At 40.2% G+C, this 17,151-nt stretch carries 9 protein-coding genes and 5 pseudogenes; 6 read left to right on the top strand and 8 right to left on the bottom strand.

Features of this window, described 5'->3' with window-relative positions; translation table 11 throughout:
- Nucleotides 1–192: 192 nt before the first annotated feature.
- From V8V91_RS09680 to V8V91_RS09655, 6 genes and pseudogenes are all read left to right on the top strand, one after another.
- Entirely contained in the window at nt 193–921 is a 729-nt protein-coding gene (locus V8V91_RS09680; protein ID WP_373399882.1) for an EboA domain-containing protein, read from the top strand.
- A 217-nt stretch (nt 922–1,138) separates the two neighbouring features.
- Nucleotides 1,139–2,049: pseudogene (locus V8V91_RS09675) on the top strand (TatD family hydrolase).
- A 3-nt stretch (nt 2,050–2,052) separates the two neighbouring features.
- Nucleotides 2,053–2,961 carry a UbiA-like protein EboC gene (gene eboC, locus V8V91_RS09670; protein WP_373399881.1) on the top strand — a complete coding sequence of 303 codons (909 nt, stop codon included), beginning with the start codon at nt 2,053–2,055 and terminating at the stop codon, nt 2,959–2,961.
- A 74-nt stretch (nt 2,962–3,035) separates the two neighbouring features.
- Nucleotides 3,036–4,185: pseudogene (locus tag V8V91_RS09665) on the top strand (3-dehydroquinate synthase).
- 34 nt (nt 4,186–4,219) lie between these two features.
- Nucleotides 4,220–5,437, top strand: coding sequence for a metabolite traffic protein EboE (gene eboE / locus V8V91_RS09660; protein ID WP_373399880.1), 1,218 nt, complete (start codon nt 4,220–4,222; stop codon nt 5,435–5,437).
- Nucleotides 5,434–6,806 (top strand): annotated as a pseudogene (locus V8V91_RS09655) (alkaline phosphatase family protein). The gene eboE and the pseudogene V8V91_RS09655 overlap by 4 nt, the downstream one beginning before the upstream one ends.
- Nucleotides 6,807–6,913: 107 nt before the next feature.
- On the opposite strand, the gene V8V91_RS09650 reads toward V8V91_RS09655, so the two are convergent.
- The 8 genes and pseudogenes from V8V91_RS09650 to purH all read right to left on the bottom strand — a co-directional run bounded on the left by V8V91_RS09650 (nt 6,914) and on the right by purH (nt 16,981).
- A complete protein-coding gene (locus V8V91_RS09650) occupies nt 6,914–10,360 on the bottom strand; it encodes a ThuA domain-containing protein (RefSeq protein WP_373399879.1) in 3,447 nt (1,148 codons plus the stop codon).
- A gap of 140 nt (nt 10,361–10,500) precedes the next feature.
- The gene (locus tag V8V91_RS09645) at nt 10,501–10,683 is read right to left on the bottom strand and encodes a hypothetical protein (RefSeq protein ID WP_373399878.1); all 183 of its coding nucleotides are present in this window, start codon (nt 10,681–10,683) and stop codon (nt 10,501–10,503) included.
- On the bottom strand, nt 10,656–11,375 hold the full coding sequence (locus V8V91_RS09640; RefSeq protein WP_373399877.1) for a galactokinase: 720 nt from the start codon (nt 11,373–11,375) through the stop codon (nt 10,656–10,658). Before V8V91_RS09640 ends, V8V91_RS09645 begins: the two co-directional genes overlap by 28 nt.
- Nucleotides 11,354–11,569: a galactokinase family protein gene (locus V8V91_RS09635; protein ID WP_373400649.1), complete on the bottom strand. Its 216-nt coding sequence runs from the start codon at nt 11,567–11,569 to the stop codon at nt 11,354–11,356. The genes V8V91_RS09640 and V8V91_RS09635 overlap by 22 nt, the downstream gene beginning before the upstream one ends.
- Nucleotides 11,570–11,643: 74 nt before the next feature.
- A complete protein-coding gene (locus V8V91_RS09630) occupies nt 11,644–12,669 on the bottom strand; it encodes a LacI family DNA-binding transcriptional regulator (protein ID WP_373399876.1) in 1,026 nt (341 codons plus the stop codon).
- 70 nt (nt 12,670–12,739) lie between these two features.
- Nucleotides 12,740–13,720: a M28 family peptidase gene (locus V8V91_RS09625; RefSeq protein WP_373399875.1), complete on the bottom strand. Its 981-nt coding sequence runs from the start codon at nt 13,718–13,720 to the stop codon at nt 12,740–12,742.
- A pseudogene (gene cysS, locus V8V91_RS09620) lies at nt 13,710–15,201 on the bottom strand (cysteine--tRNA ligase). Before cysS ends, V8V91_RS09625 begins: the two are co-directional and overlap by 11 nt.
- Nucleotides 15,202–15,455: 254 nt before the next feature.
- Nucleotides 15,456–16,981, bottom strand: a pseudogene (gene purH / locus V8V91_RS09615) (bifunctional phosphoribosylaminoimidazolecarboxamide formyltransferase/IMP cyclohydrolase).
- Nucleotides 16,982–17,151: the final 170 nt, after the last annotated feature.

The raw sequence follows: 17,151 nt of genomic DNA, 5'->3' as shown, positions 1-17,151 counted from the left end.
TCATATCATTTAAAGGTAAATGGAGGAGGAGGTGATGCATTTGAAATTGCGGCTTCAAGAAATATGATTTTTCTCATTTTCCACTGAAAAATAGCCCTTTTTTGACCGCTGGTGTTATTCCTTCCTCAAAAAATTAGAATATTGCCTTACCTTTATTGACCTCGATTAACCGTTCGAAATATTCCATTCGATATGTCTATCCCAAATCAAGTAAACCCAATTACAACCATCATCTTATCGGCTCTAAGCGAACAGGTTGCTGAGAAATCGATTGTATGGTTAGCTCAAAAAAGAGAGAAGATTCTATTATCCGAAAAGGAAATGGATTTCTTTATGGCTTTTAGCCAAGCTTCTAGATATTTTAAAAGTATTCCTTTAAAACTTAGCGTAGATCAATTTCATGAGTCCCAAGCATTGTGCGCGGGTCTCAGGATGGATTTATGGAGCCAGTTACAGGCAGCAAGAGTTTATTTATTGCTTCAATACCCAGCAGCTGATTCGGCTTCTTGGAAAAGCACCCTTCAAAAACTATTTGAAACGGGAGATATGCTTGAAGTTGAGGCCTTGTATTCAGCCTTGCCGATTATGCCTTTTGCAGATGAAATGGTAGGTAGGGCCAGGGAAGGTTTGAGGACCAATATCACTTCCGTGTTTGATGCAGTGGCATTAAATAACCCTTATCCATCTACCTACTTCGATGAAAGTGCCTGGAATCAGATGGTCGTGAAAGCCATTTTTATGCAACGTCCTCTTTTCAAAATCCAGCATGCAGAAGCCAGAGCTAATCAAGAGCTGGCGGATATAATCATTGATTTTGCTCATGAAAGATGGTCTGCAGGTAGAAATGTAATCCCTGAATTGTGGAGGTTTGTAGGCCCCTTTATTAGTTCAAAAAACATAGAGGACCTAAAAAAGTTGTAGAAGAAGGCAATGAATTAGAAAAAAGGCAGCCTTACTTGCATGCAGTATGTCTGATTTTCCGGAAGCCAAGACCCTTTTGGAAAAGAATAGCGAAATTGCAAAAGAAATTGAATCAGGAAAACTGAACTGGGATTGGATAGGCGAGGAAGCTTTGGCTATAGCCTAATTCCCATCGAGAAGCATAAAAATTAAGTAGAGAACCCCAAATTTACCATACATGGAAATGTTTATTGATCCCCATATACACGTAACATCCAGGACAACTGATGACTATGAAGCAATGCGTAAAGCAGGCATCGTAGCGATCATCGAACCGGCCTTTTGGTTAGGCCAACCCCGAACTGAGGCAGCTAGCTTTAAAGATTATTTCAGCAGTTTGGTAGGATGGGAACGCTTCGGGCCAAGCAATTTGGAATTGTACATTACTGTACGATCGGATTAAATTCCAAAGAGGCCAATAATGAGCCTTTAGCGGAGCAAGTGATGGAGTTACTTCCACTTTATGCGGGCAAGCAAGGGGTTGTGGCAATTGGAGAGATAGGATATGATGACCAAACCGCTGCAGAAGACAAGTTTTATAGACTGCAATTAGAACTTGCCAAAGAAATGGATCTTCCAGTGATGATTCATACGCCACACAGAGATAAGAAAAAAGGAACCACCAAAAGCATGGATGTCAGTGAGGAGCATGGTTTGGCTCCTAACATGGTGATCGTGGATCATAATAATGAGGAGACTGTCAAAGAAGTATTGGATCGCGGCTATTGGGCTGCTTTTACGATTTATCCTCATACCAAGATGGGAAGCGAGCGTATGGTGGACATTGTAAAACAATATGGACCAGAACGGATTATTGTAGATTCTGCAGCTGACTGGGGAATATCAGATCCATTGGCAGTTCCAAAAACTGCTGCGTTGATGCGTAAAATGGGAGTGCCTGAAGAACACATTCGATTAACGTGCTATCAAAATGCCTTGACTGCCTATTCTCAAAGTGGTCAAATGGATGAATTGGATTGGTTGAATGCAGAACCGATTGACCAGACCAAAAAAATGTCAGGAAATTCAGTGTTGAGAGGAGGCCAGGTTCCCCGTGTAGATGGACCGGCCGATCGTGTGGAAAATTAATTCATGAATACATCGAAGGTATTTGCGCATTTGCAGCTAACCAGGCCAGCCAATGTGGTCACCGCCATAGCAGATATTATGGCGGGCTTTGCTATAGCTGGAATGGGTGTTTATTTAACTTCTTTTTCCAATGAAAGTGGCCATTTAATAGATTTGGCCTGGTTGGTGTTGTCTACCATTGGGCTTTATGCGGGTGGGGTAGCTTTCAACGATGTATTTGATGCCGATCTAGATGCAGTAGAAAGACCAGAGCGACCCATCCCTAGTGGAAGAGCCTCTATAAGAAGTGCTGCTACCATGGCATTTTTGCTTCTTGTAGTAGGGGTACTAGCTGCTTCAATGGTCAGTATGACTTCTGCAATCATTGCATTTGCAGTTGCCTTCTGTGCCGTATTGTATGATTATTGGGGGAAGCATCAGCAATTTTTTGGCCCAATCAATATGGGGCTTTGCCGTACCGGAAACCTATTATTAGGCGTCAGTGTGGTTCCAGAGTTAGTGTCTGAATACGGCTTTATAGGTTTGATTCCGTTGGTATTTGTGGCGGCTATCACCATGATCAGTAGGGGAGAAGTTCATGGGAAAAATAGAAAAGCATTATTTGGTGGTTTGTTGATGTATATCACGATAGTAGCAGGTATACTTCTTTTGGCTTATAGCTTTGGAGGAAAGCTAATAGAAGTGATTCCATTTGTGGTGCTATTTGTGTACATGGTGTTTCCACCCTTGGTGAAAGCCATTCAAAAACAGGATCCAAAATTGATAGGGAAAGCAGTCAAAGCTGCAGTGATTTCGTTGATAATAGTAAATGCTTCACTGTCGGCTGCATTTGCAGGATGGTTATATGGTTTAATGGTATTAATCTTATTGCCAATTTCTCTTTGGCTGGCCAGAAAATTTGCAGTGACCTAAGCTAAAAAATATGCTTAAAACAATAAATTGCAGGCCGAAAGAACCTTTTGCCCCTGTTTTAGATTGAGTAATTGATGAAAAGAATAATAGAACAATCATTTGCGGTACCTTATACCTATCCGGTGATTTTCTCTCAAAACATATTTGATGAGGGAGATGATACTTTGGCTGGTTTGCTAGACAATGGCAAAGGAGGGAAAGCCTATTTTGTGATTGATAGTGGAGTAGCGGAAGCTCATCCTAGCTTATTGGAGCAAATTAAGGTATATGCCGATGCACATGGTGCTCAGTTTAAGTTATGTGCTGAACCACTGATTGTCCCAGGGGCGAGGCTTCCAAAAATGACCCGCAGTACTATGAGAAAATTGTGGAGGCAACCCATCTTTATGGTATTGACAGACATTCTTATATTGTTGCGATAGGAGGAGGGGCTGTTTTGGACATGGTTGGTTTTGCTGCAGCCATCTCTCATAGAGGTATTCGGTTAATCAGAATTCCTACCACTGTTCTTTCCCAAAATGACTCTGCAGTAGGGGTTAAAAATGGGATTAACTCATTTGGTAAAAAGAATTACTTAGGCACTTTTGCGCCACCTTTTGCAGTATTGAATGATTTCAATTTCCTACTGACATTGGATGAAAGAGATTGGAGATCCGGGATTTCTGAAGCAATTAAAGTAGCTTTGATAAAGGATATGGATTTTTTGAATGGATTGAAGATCATGCGAATTCTCTTGCAAATAGAGAAATGGAACCCATGCAAGAATTGATTGTAAGATGTGCACAAATGCATTTGGATCATATTGCAGGAAAAGATCCATTTGAAATGGGATCTTCAAGGCCTTTGGATTTTGGCCACTGGGCTGCTCATAAAATGGAACACCTTTCGGGTTATGAAATCAGACATGGTGAGGCTGTAGCCATGGGGATTGCCTTGGATTCTACCTATTCCTTCTTAAAAGGGATGATTACAGAAGAAGAACTTCAAAGGATTGTCTCAGTAATTTCAAGGTTAGGATTCCATCTTTACAATGAAGTACTTTCAGGAGATATGTTGTTGAAGGGATTGGAAGAGTTTAGAGAACATTTAGGCGGAGAATTGACCATCATGTTATTGTCCAAGCTGGGATTGGGAAAAGAGGTTCATGAAATGGATCAAACCCTTATTGTTGCGGCTGTGGAAAAATTGAAAGCCTTCCAAGCAGATCGGTTGATTACTAATTGATTTTGCCTTTTATTCCAGAAAATTCTTAAAAATAATGATTGTAAAAGAAGGAACTCACCTGACTTATTGTACCAATATTCATCCTGGGGAAAGCTGGAAAGAAACCTTCGATAATCTTAAAAAATATATCCCTAAAATTAAAGAAGAACTTTCTTCTGCTCAGCCATTTGGGATAGGGTTAAGGCTCTCCAACGAAGCTAGTTTAGTTTTACAAAAACAAGAAGAGCTACAAATGTTTAAATCTTGGTTGGAAGAAAACGACTGCTATGTCTTTACCATGAATGGGTTTCCCTATGGGGGCTTTCATGGTCAGGTGGTAAAAGACAAGGTCCATGATCCAGATTGGACCACCAAAGATAGAAAAGACTATACTATTCGACTTTTTGAAATACTCGCAGAATTACTTCCTAATCAAATGGAGGGAGGGATTTCTACTTCTCCATTATCCTATCGATTTTGGTTTAATACCCAGCATGATTTAGATCGTGCGATTACCAAGTCTACTACCCATTTGGTTCAGGTGGTTACCAAATTGATTGAGATTAGGCAGAAGTCCGGAAAAGTTTTGCATCTGGATATTGAGCCAGAGCCGGATGGAATTTTAGAAAATACCGCAGAAATGCTTGCCTATTTTCAGGATTGGTTGATTCCAATGGGGACCAGAGACTTGATGGATTCTCTTCAAATGAGTAAACAAGATGCGGAATCTGCAATTAGAGAGCATATAAGATTATGCTATGATGTTTGTCATTTTGCGCTGGTTTATGAAAAGCCCGCTGAAGTATTCAAGGCAATGGAAGGAGCGGGAATTAAGATTGGAAAGATTCAAATTTCAGCAGCATTGAAAATCAATATTCCAGATTCAGGATCTGGAAGATCATTGATTAAAGAAACCCTTTCGCCATTTGCTGAATCCACGTATTTACATCAGGTAATTGGAAGAGATCAAAATGGCCATATAGAATCCTATAGAGATTTAGATCAAGCCTTGGATTTGCTTTCTGAAACCTCACAAAATGAATGGAGGATTCACTTCCATGTTCCTGTGTTTTTATCGGATTATGGAAAGGTTTCATCTACTCAGTCAGATATTTCGGAAGTGCTAGAATTGGTTCAGGAAAAAGATGTGTCAAAGCATCTTGAGGTGGAAACCTATACCTGGGATGTATTACCTGAAGGTATGAATATAGATATTCAACGTTCTATCATTCGAGAACTTTCCTGGGTGACAGAAAATATGAAGAAGAAATGAAAAAAACGGTTGTCATAGATGTGGTGGCCTTGTCCAAAAGATTAATAGGCGAATACACCCCATTCTTAAAAAAGTGGACTTCAGAAAAACTTCAAGCTACTATTGATCCGGTTCTTCCGGCTGTTACCACCTCTGCTCAAACTACCTACTTAACTGGGAAGTGGCCTACAGATCATGGGATCGTTGGGAACGGATGGTATTTTCAAGACGAGTGTGAGATCAAATTTTGGAGACAATCCAATAAGCTGATTCAAGCAAAAAACATATGGGATATTGCCAAGGAGAAAGATCCTAATTTCACCGTTTCCAATATGTTCTGGTGGTATAATATGTATTCTACCGCTGATTACCAGGTAACTCCTAGGCCGTTGTACCCTTCTGATGGTAGGAAAATACCTGACTGCCATTCTCATCCTATGGATTTAAGAGATAGGCTTCAAGAAGAGTTGGGACAATTCCCCTTATTTTCTTTCTGGGGACCTAACGCCAATATAGAATCTACTCAATGGATTGCAAATGCTTCTAAGAAAGTAGATGAATGGAAGAATCCTACGCTCACTTTAATCTACCTTCCACACTTGGATTATGGACTTCAGAAATATGGGATAGATTTTCCCAATATTTCTAAAGATTTGAGAGAAATAGATGCGGTTTGTGAAGACTTGATTACCTACTATGAAAAGCAAGGAGCGGAAGTGATTTTACTTTCTGAATATGGGATCACTTCGGTTTCGAATCCTGTTCACCTCAACCGGGTTTTTAGAAAAGCGGGACTCATTCAGGTCAAAAATGAGCTAGGTTTGGAAACCTTAGATGCCGGGACAAGCCGTGCCTTTGCTGTGGTGGACCACCAATTGGCGCATATTCATGTCAAAGATAAAGCTGATTTACCTCTCGTTAAAAAGTCACTGGAGGAGACTCCGGAGTGGAACTCATTTTGGATGAGGAGGGGAAAAAGAAGTATCACTTAGATCATGAGCGTTCTGGGGATTTGGTGGTCGTTGCGGATAAGGACTCTTGGTTTACCTATTATTTCTGGTTGGATGACTCAAAAGCACCTGATTATGCCCGATGTGTAGCAATCCATCAAAAACCAGGATATGACCCTGTGGAATTATTTATGAACCCAGAATTTAGCTTGCCCATGGTCAAAGTGGGTTTAAAAGTGCTAAAGAAGAAATTGGGTTTCCGTTATTTGATGGATGTGATTCCATTGGACGCTACCTTGGTAAAGGGTGCACATGGTAGAATTCCTGAGGATAATCTAGATCACCCGGTGTTTTTCACTTCTGATAACTCCTTGATCCAGAAAAATAATATCGCTCCTGTAGATGTTCAGGGCTTGATTTTGAAAAAGATTTTTGGGTAAATAGCTCAAGGTGCTTCACGCCTCCAATTTTATAAATAAAATTTTAAAGGAAATGAAAAAGCCATCCCCAATTTGGAGATGGCTTTTTGATTGGTTATAAGGTTGGTTTATTTTGCATTGAAGGTCATTCCTGATATGACAAAAGTACCTGAACCTCCATCATTTTTAGGTTTGGTGACTACAAATAGCTTATGAAGCTGTCCATCTACATTTCCTGTAATTGGAATAGTAAATGGACCAAAGTTTGGAGCTCCTTCAGGCCCGCTGGAAGGTTTTTGAACAAATGTATTAGACCCAACCAATTCCCCAGTCGGAGAATCTAACCTAAGTTCGAAATCAAACTCATCTCCAAGGCTTCCCATGGTAACAGCGATTGCAGTTACGGATCCAACACCTGTCAGATCAATTCCATCAACGGAAAAAGAAGCCTCATTTTTTGGTACCATCAGAAGGTTATTTCCATCATAGCTCATACTGCTATATCCGCCAGTATAATCTCCTGTATTCCCCATATCCACCGTATTGCTCTTCAGCAATCTTGTGGTAGAGCCTGTCAAAGGTTTCACATTTTCCCCTCCTTGATCTGTATAGGATGCATTTAGCATTAAAACCCCATTAGGGCTAGGAGTCTTTCCTGTCGTTGCATCTACACTTCCAGATGCAGGTAAAGATGGAGTGGTTACTTGATCCAAAGAAAGGATATAAGCTACCAAAGCATTCAGGTCAGAGTCCTTTAAATCCGGATTCGCAGGCATTGCTGTTTCTCCCCAGACTCCTCCGCCACCATTTTTAATTTTGTTTTTTAGGTAATCTATATCTCTCTGATTGTATTTCTTAGCTACATCCACATAAGAAGGCCCAACCGAAGCTTCAGCCTCTTTGTGGCATGTTTTACAGGTCAAAGTGGTAAATAAAGATTTTCCCATCATGGCTTCCGTCATTACCTTGTGTCCCATGTCAGACTCTGCCTGATCAAGACCTTCGATGTAATCCGCAGAAACGTACAAGGTACTCATATCTGTGGCTGATTCAGGGTTATCTGGATCTTCCACAGAAACGCTGTATGCTACCTTCTTGCCTGGGAAATAGAAAGACTGATTTCCATCAATTGAAATGGTCACAATAGGAGCAATATTTCCAGAATAAACACTTTCAATTCCACTGATTCCAGTTAACCCATCTGGATCCTTAGCGGTAACTCTCACTTCATATTCTCCAATCGCATTGAAGGTATGCGTAAGGGTAGGAACATCCGTTGTTTTGGTTTCCCCGTTTCCTAGATCCCAAGTATAAGACAAAGGATCATTTTCAGGATCAGAGGATATAGCAGTGAATGTTACAGTCAAAGGATTGGTGCCAGAAGTTTTATCTGCAGAAATAGAAGTCACTACTGGGGCTCTATTGCCTCCATTGAAATCTATTCTAGAAAGTCCTGAATCTGGGTTCTTGGAGAACCATCCATTTCCATATTCCAAAATATAAATTCTGCCATCAGGCCCCATTTCCATGTCGATCAAAGCATTGAATTTAGTGCTTGGCATAAACGGTTCCATCTTATCGAAATCGCCGTTTTCCTTCATGGTTACCACTTTGATCCAACCTCTAATCCAATCATAGATAAAGACTTTTCCATCAAAATAATCAGGGAATTTGGTGTCTGCTGTGAACATATCAGAATAATACACAGGTCCTGCCATTGCATTTCTTCCTCCAGAACCCACTTGTGGGAATTCTTTGGATTCACCATATGGATACCAAATGAATGCTGGGGCAAGTTCAGGAAGCTGAGTAATGCCAGTATTATTTACAGAGGTATTTTCCGGCCCATTAGGATCAAATGCTGGTCCTGACTCGCCGGTCTCATAATTATATTCACGGTAAGGATAATTGTTTCCTACTGCAAATGGCCATCCGAAATTCCCGGCTTTTCTGGCTTGATTGACTTCATCATATCCTCTAGGTCCTCGAGTTGCCATACTGTCAGCATTGGCATCTGGACCCACTTCGCCCCAGTACAAGAAGCCATTTTTCTGATCTACTGAAATTCTATAAGGATTTCTATTTCCTTGTACATAGATTTCAGGTCTAGTGCCCTCAGTTCCTACTGGATATAAGTTCCCTTCAGGAATGTCATAAGACCCGTCTTCATTTACTTTGATTCTAAGGATTTTCCCTCTTAAATCATTGGCATTTCCAGAAGACCTTCTGGCGTCATATTGTTCATATCCAGGTCTTTGGTCCAATGGAGCGAAACCATTGTTTCTATATTTTGAATCAGCCTGGTTGAATGGAGTAGAATTATCACCCAATGATAGGAATAAGTTTCCGTCTTTGTCAAATGCAATGGAACCTCCCGTATGGCAGCAAATATCTCTATCGGAATGAATATCCAAAATAACCACTTCGGAACTCATGTCCCAGGTGTCATTTTTGAAAGTAAATCTGGATAGTCTGTTGATCTCTTCATCACCTGAAGGGGCATAGTAAACAAATACATATCCATTTTCAGCATAATTCGGATCTTTCTGGATTCCCATCAATCCTTCTTCCGCGTTTACTCCTCTAACCTCAGTTTTCCAATAAACATCCAATTTGGCTACCTCTTTCAATTCCTCAGTTTCATTGTCGAAGAATAGGATTTCGCCCCTTCTTTGCGCCACAAGAATATCCAAATTTGGAAGAATGGTCATCTCTGTTGGCTCTGTAAATACGCCATATGCCAAAGGAGTTTTAGTAAATCTGTTTTCTTCAGGTACTCGCTTGCTTGATGCTTTCGAATAATCCAATTCAAGGTTATCTCCAATCGCATACTTGATTCCCTCTAAAAGGTGTTTTAAGTATAAATCTTCAGAATAAGACTCATTGGTGTGTCCACCTCCTGTATAGAAAGCTCTGCCCCCATCATAATCATGATACCAAGCGATGGGATGGTCTCCCATGTCAAATCCTCCTTTGTAGGAGTTTTCATCCAATTCCAACAGGACATTCACCTCGGGGTTCATGTTTTTATAGCTATACCATTCGTCTGTTCTTGCCCAAGGGCTTGGTAAAAATGAAGTAGCTGGATTATTCGCATCTACAACGGTGATTTCTCCAGGTTGAACGTTAGGGTTTGGATCATTTATTCCTGGGTGATCTGTAAAATAACCACCTACCAAGCGGCCGTACCAGCCCCAACCATATTCGGTGTCAGCTGCAGCGTGTATACCCACATACCCTCCGCCTGCCTGAATATATCTTTCAAAGTCAGCTTCTTGATAATTATTTAATACATCACCAGTAGTGCTCAAAAATATGACAGCGGAATATTGAGCTAAATTTTCTTCGTTGAATTTTTCTGACTGAGTAGTGGTGTCCACTTCAAAGCCATTTTCGGAACCGAGCTTTTGTATGGCTGCAATTCCATTGGGAATAGATTCGTGATAATACCCTGCTGTTTTGCTAAATACAAGTACTTTGGGAGAACCGGATCGTTTATTTTTACAACTCCAGGTCCCAAGACTTATTACTAGCGCCAAAAGCAGCAGGCTACGTAGGTTTTTCGGGAATTTCATAAATGTCAAATTTTTGGGAAAATAGCTAATATTAGCCAAAATCGACGTAATTAACTGAATTTAGTCGAATTTTCAGTGTGATTTGACAATTATTTCTTTTTGATACAATAGAGGGAATTCTTATGAATTCTAAGGGGTTATCATAAAATTCCTGCTCCTTCAGATGGAGTGACATGGATAAATTCGGGATGGATACCAAATTTGTTGAAATACGCTTTTTCTAAATAATTTTGAAACTTTTCTATGGAGTTAGTTTTCAGTAAGTTAATGGTACAACCGCCAAAACCACCTCCCATCATTCTTGATCCCAAAACAAAATCCATTTTCCAGGATTCTTCCGCCAAAAGTCAAGTTCGGCGCAACTCACCTCGTAATCTTTGCTTAAGCTTTCATGTGAAGCTTTCATTAATTTTCCAAAATTGATTAAATCTCCATCCTTAAGGAATGATCCTGCTTCACGGACCCGGGCATCTTCCATAATCACATGTTTGGCTTTAGGGAGAAGTTCTGAAGGGAGCAATTTTTCTACTTCAGGCAGTTGATCAGTAGAAATATCTCTTAAAGTTTTGATTCCAGGGAAATGACTTGAAAGAATTCTTACACTTTCTTCGCAGGCTGCTCTTCTTTTGTTGTAGGCTGAATCCGCGAGTTTATGTTTTACTTTAGTATTGACCAAAAGCAAACTATAGTCCTTTAATTCAATTGGGATTTCTTCATGGGTGTTGCTCCTACAGTCTAATAATAAAGCATGATTTTCTTTCCCAAAGGCTGAAGCATAGGGATCCATGATTCCACAGTTTAGCCCTTCAAAAAGGTGCTCTGATTTTTGGGCATATATAGCAATGGATCGTTTTGGGATTTTGAATGAAAATAATCCAGCCAATGCAGTTCCTATGCCTACCGATAGGGCAGCGGAAGAGGAAAGTCCAGATCCAACAGGGATATTACCTCCAAAAACCATATTAAAGCCTCTAACGGGATATCCTGCTTGTTTCAATTGGGCAACCATTCCCATGATGTAATTTGCCCAATGCCCTTTTTTCGGTGAGAATGAGGTGACATCAAATACAAAATCCTCCTTAAAATCAAATGAATGGATTTTGCCGAAATGGAATCATTTTCTTGGACAGCTACCCAAATTCCTTGAGAAACAGCAGCGGGGAAAACAAAGCCTTCTTGATAATCTGTATGTTCACCGATTAGGTTAATTCTACCAGGTGCAAAGGCAAGAAGAGGCTCTTGAGAAAAAATCTCAAAAAAGACTTGGCTATACGTTCGCGCATTTATTTACTGATTTGCGTGGATTGTCTTGGAATAAGGGTTGTTTCCAATACGATGGAAATAGGATCATCCGAAGCGATCCCATCCAATTGGTCCAACAGATGACTTACTGCAAGTTTACCCATTTCGTAACCTGGTTGAGAAACGGTGGTCAATGGGGGTTCAATCACTGCTGAAGTTGGGTTATTTGTAAAACCTGCTAACGCAATGTCTTGAGGGATTTTAATTCCTTGGCTTTTCCAATGGATTAATACTTCGACAGCTACAGGGTCAATCATGCAAAACACGCCATCCGGTCTTTCCTTCATTTGCAGGATTTCTTCCGCTACAGCTATATTGCCTTCAGAGGTCAAATCAGTCACTTTGATCAAACTTGGGTCTTCAGCCACCCCAAATTCCGCCAAGGCCTTCAAATACCCTTCTTTTCTTTTTTTACTAATATATAAATCTTCAGGACCTGATATATACATTACCCGCTTACATCCCATTTCCAAGAGATGTTTGGTTACTTGATATGCTCCACCGACATCATTAAATGTAACTTTTGAGACAGGAATGTCTTCTTGCACCCTGTCAAAAAGTACAAATGGAATCTCTCGATTATAGAGTTCAAAAAGGTGTTCGTAATGGTTGGTTTCGCGGCTCAATGAGATTAATAACGCATCAACTTGGCTAGCTACTAAGGTTTTGATATTGGCAATTTCCAACTCAAGATGTTCATTGGACTGACAAATCATTACATTGTATCCACGGACATTTGCTTGATCTTGAATACCACTAATACAGGAGGCAAAGAAATGGGAAGTAATTTCAGGCACTATTACACCAAGGGTCTTGGTTCTGCTAATCCTTAAACTTTGGGCCAAAAGATTGGGTTGGTAATTCATCTCTTTCGCCATTTCCACAATCTTTCTCTTAGTCTCCGGATGTAATTCTGGAGAGTCTTTTAGTGCACGGGAAATGGTGGAAACAGAAACTCCCAATTTCTTGGCAATTTCCTTCATGGTGACCTGATGCCCTTTTTTCATGATTGTATGTAGGTTAGCATGAATGCAACAAGATGCATTTCAGACAAAGATTAATTCGAAAGATACCATTTTACTCCTGGTAAACCGTAAATAAAACAGTTTCTCCCACCGCTTGCAAGGTTCTGCGGTCAATCAATTCCATATTATCGCTATGGGTATGGTGATAATGTCCAAACCCATAATCAGGAGAAAAGTCCAAAATATCGATCATTGGAATCCCTGCTTTGGTATTGACAAAGACGTGATCATCCAAGATTTCGGCAGCATCTCTATTCACAAAGAAATCTCCGTGTCCAATTTTGGCAGCATTATCCCAGACTTTCCTAAGGATTCCAGCTGCAAATTTTCTGCTATAGCCTTCTCTATAAAAATGTGCTCCTTTGGCACCTACCATATCCAATAAAATGCCATAATAAGCGGTATAATTCGGGATATGCTTATTTCCAGACCAATACTGAGAACCCAAGCACCACCAAAAATCTTGGGAAGTATTTCGGTAAGTAGTTTGATCCGGCTCTCCATCATCTTCACCATCAAACAGGATAAAGTCAATACCCACATCCGGTTTCAAATCTTGAGAATGGATAGTTCTGGCGATTTCCAGTAACACGCCAACTCCACTAGCTCCATCATTTGCTCCATCAATAGGTTGATCCATATCTTGAGAATCTTTATCAGCAATCCTTCTACTATCCCAATGTGCAGAAAGCATAATTCTTTTGGTTGCTTCGGGATTATAAGAGGCGATGATATTACTAAGATTCCATGTCAGGTTATCGTAAGTCTTTGCCTCAAAATCTTGAGTTTGAACGCTCATTCCATAACTTTCGAATTTTGAAATGATCCATTCTTTGGTTTCCTGATGGCCAGGGGTCATTGGAACCCTAGGACCAAAATCCACTTGTTTCTGAATAAATGTATAGGCAGAATCCGATGAGAAGCTTGGGTAGGGTTTAACAGGAACCTCAGCTACGGTTTCGGTTTTCTTTTCTGGAGAGCTACAAGCCCAAGCTAAAATCAAAAGGGCAATGAGCCACAATTTATTCTTCATATGCCCAGTCAATTTTATTTTTCATGTCTTTTACGACAAAACCTATTTCTTTCAAACCAGCTCTGATTTCATCTACTTTTTCATAATCACGAGCAGTTTTAGCTTCTGTATATAAGTTGAGAAGCAAGGAAATCATCTGTTGTTGGGTATCGGATTTTTCTTCAAGTAGTCCTAAAATATCTTCCACGAAGGTGATGAATGTTTGGATCAGTTGATTGAATACCTCCTCACCCAAAGCAGCTGGTTGCAACTGGCCAGTATACATGGAATTAATCTTCTTCAATAAATTGAAAAGATGACCAATGGCTTGTGCAGTGTTAAAATCATCATCCATCGCTCTGTAAGCATTACTGATGCTGCTTTTAATTTGTTCCAATTGCTTTTCATCAATGGAAATAGCCTCTGCGGGTTGGTATTTTAGCATTTTTGCTATTCTCAAGCCATTAATCAGCTTTTATACCCCTTTTGCGCAGCCTTTAAGGCATCGTTAGAAAAGTCCAAAGTGGATCTGTAATGAGCAGTCAGAATAAAATAGCGAATAGTCATTGGGCTATAAGCTTGCTCCAATAAGTTATGGTCTCCATTGAATAATTCCTGAAGCGTGATGAAGTTTCCTAAGGACTTCCCCATCTTTTGACCATTGATGGTAATCATATTGTTATGCATCCAGTAGTTTACCGGATCCTTATGATTGCAGGCGTTTCCCTGAGCAATCTCACATTCATGGTGAGGGAACATCAAGTCCATTCCTCCCCCATGGATATCGAAAGTTGTTCCCAGGTATTTTGAACTCATGGCTGTACACTCCAAATGCCAGCCTGGAAACCCTACTCCCCAAGGAGAATCCCATTTCATCAGGTGTTCTGGAGCTGCATTTTTCCACAAGGCAAAATCTACAGGATTCCTTTTTTCACTTTGCCCATCTAGTTCTCGGCTCCCACTCATCAATTCCTCGATTACTCTCCCTGAAAGTCGTCCATAAGGGGTTTTTTCATTGTATTTCAAGGTATCGAAATATACCGACCCATTGACTTCATAAGCTAATCCTTCCTTCAAAATTGCTTCTACTAGGGCAATTTGCTCTGGAATATGACCGGTAGCTCTTGGTTCAATATTAGGTTTCCATGTATTCAATAAAGCCATGTCCCGGTGATAGGAATCCGTGTATTGTTGAGCAATTTCCATGGGTTCGAGTTGCTCCAGTTTGGCTTTTTTGCGATTTTATCTTCTCCTTCGTCTGCATCCCCTTGCAAATGCCCTACGTCCGTGATGTTTCGGACATATCTTACCCGATACCCTAAATGAGTTAAATAGCGATTGACCGTATCAAAGGTGATCGCTGGACGTGCATGACCTAAATGTGCATCTCCGTAAACGGTTGGTCCGCAAACATAGAGACCTACAAATGGAGGGTTAATTGCTTGGAAGTTCTCTTTCTTGCGGGAAAGAGTGTTGTATAGCTTTAATTGATGCGATTTCATAAGTCTTCAAAAGTACGAATTTGAGTCCGATAATTATTGGGTAACGTGATCCGTGTGATACGGTTCGGAATCGGGCTGCAAAATAGAATATTAGTACCGGAAATAAAGTATTATTTAAAATAGATAAGTCCTTGGTTTACCCAAAGTCTTTGAAATGTTTAATTTGGGTTAAAGAATCAGATAAGAATAAAAAGACCTCCTGATTAGTTCAAATCAGGAGGTCTCGCTACTTATATCTAATTACTTGATACTTTTTAGTGTTTAAAGTGTCTCACTCCTGTCATCACCATTGACATGCCGTGATCGTTACAGTAGTCGATGCTCAATTGGTCTTTGATGGATCCACCAGGTTGAACAACAGCAGTGATTCCTGCTTTTCCAGCGATCTCCACACAGTCGGGGAATGGGAAGAAGGCATCAGAGGCCATTACCGCTCCTTTCAAATCAAAACCAAACTCATGTGCTTTCGTGATAGCTTGCTTTAATGCATCCACACGAGAGGTTTGTCCTACTCCTGAAGAAAACATTTGATTGTCGTTGCTCAAGATAATGGTGTTGGATTTGGTGTGCTTACAGATTTTAGCAGCAAAAACCATTGCATCCATTTCTTTTTCGGTAGGAGTTTCCTTAGTGACTACTTTGAAATCAGCCTTTGTTTCAGTAGCAAGATCTTTGTCCTGTTCAATCACTCCATTCAGAAGTGTTTTCATCATTTTGGTACCTGGAAGGTCGATTTTTTGACGAAGTAAAATTCTATTTTTCTTAGAAGTCAATACCTCCAAAGCTTCCTCAGTAAATTCTGGAGCAATCAATACTTCGAAGAATAACGAATGCATTTCTTCAGCTGCTTCTTTGTCAACAGTTTGATTGGTGACCAAAACACCTCCAAAAGCTGAAATGGTATCTGCTTGGAAAGCTTTTTGGTAGGCTTCTTTCACCGTTGGTGCTAAAGCTACACCACAGGCATTGGTATGCTTTAGAATCGCAAAGGCAGTTTCTCCTTTGAATTCAGCGATCAAGTTCACCGCTGCATCTACGTCCACCAAATTGTTGTAGGAAAGTTCTTTTCCATTCAATTGGTCAAATAGAGCATCCATGTCCCCATAGAAATGGGCCGCTTGATGGGGGTTTTCACCATATCGAAGTGCTTTTGCTTTGTTTTCAGATACTTTCAACGCTGGAATATTTTCAGCTCTGTTGAAGTAATTAAAAATATGTGTATCGTAATTGGAAGAAACTTGGAATGCTTGTGCAGCAAAATAACGACGGTCTTCCATCGTAGTTGCTCCGTCTTGGTCTGTTAATCTTTGCTCTAGCTCAGTGTATTGATCTTTAGAAGCAATAATGGTTACATCTTTAAAGTTTTTGGCAGCTGCTCTGATCAAGGAAATACCGCCAATGTCGATTTTTTCGATGATGTCAGCTTCGGAGGCACCAGAGGCTACCGTTTCTTCGAAAGGATACAAATCTACTATCACCAAATCTATGGCAGGAATATCGTACTCTGCAGCCTGAGAAAGATCTCCATCATTAGCTCTTCTATAAAGAATGCCACCAAAGATTTTTGGGTGAAGGGTTTTTACTCTTCCACCAAAGATAGATGGATAGCTGGTCAATTCTTCAACAGGAACAACTGCTGCGCCTTGCTCTTCAATAAACTTTTGGGTACCACCCGTTGAATAGATGGTTACACCGTGTTTTTTAATAGGGCAATGATAGGTTCGAGATTGTCTTTATAGAAGACAGAGATGAGGGCAGATTGAATTTTCTTTGTTGCCATTTGGGAATGGATTTGTTTGATTTCTAAAGGATAACCTTGTCCGCCAAAGCGGAATGCAAAGGTAGGAAAAAAGACCTAAAGGAGGAGTAAATAAAATATAATTTGGAGCAAACTAGAAAAAGGAAAAAGGATGGAGTTTTTCTATTGAAAATACCATTAATCTCGAATTG

This window comes from Algoriphagus halophilus (assembly GCF_041729275.1).
Taxonomy (GTDB): domain Bacteria; phylum Bacteroidota; class Bacteroidia; order Cytophagales; family Cyclobacteriaceae; genus Algoriphagus; species Algoriphagus halophilus_A.
The sequence above is the reverse complement of the archived record's forward strand: the minus strand, read 5'-3'. Positions and strand labels throughout refer to the sequence as shown.

Bases quoted from the DNA above. Each gene is read 5' to 3' on its own strand.
- V8V91_RS09645 (WP_373399878.1), bottom strand. From the start codon at position 10,683: ATGGATTTTGTTTTGGGATCAAGAATGATGGGAGGTGGTTTTGGCGGT.
- V8V91_RS09650 (WP_373399879.1), bottom strand. From the start codon at position 10,360: ATGAAATTCCCGAAAAACCTACGTAGCCTGCTGCTTTTGGCGCTAGTA.
- eboE (WP_373399880.1), top strand. From the start codon at position 4,220: ATGATTGTAAAAGAAGGAACTCACCTGACTTATTGTACCAATATTCAT.
- V8V91_RS09630 (WP_373399876.1), bottom strand. From the start codon at position 12,669: ATGAAAAAAGGGCATCAGGTCACCATGAAGGAAATTGCCAAGAAATTG.
- V8V91_RS09640 (WP_373399877.1), bottom strand. From the start codon at position 11,375: ATGGGAATGGTTGCCCAATTGAAACAAGCAGGATATCCCGTTAGAGGC.
- V8V91_RS09625 (WP_373399875.1), bottom strand. From the start codon at position 13,720: ATGAAGAATAAATTGTGGCTCATTGCCCTTTTGATTTTAGCTTGGGCT.
- V8V91_RS09680 (WP_373399882.1), top strand. From the start codon at position 193: ATGTCTATCCCAAATCAAGTAAACCCAATTACAACCATCATCTTATCG.
- eboC (WP_373399881.1), top strand. From the start codon at position 2,053: ATGAATACATCGAAGGTATTTGCGCATTTGCAGCTAACCAGGCCAGCC.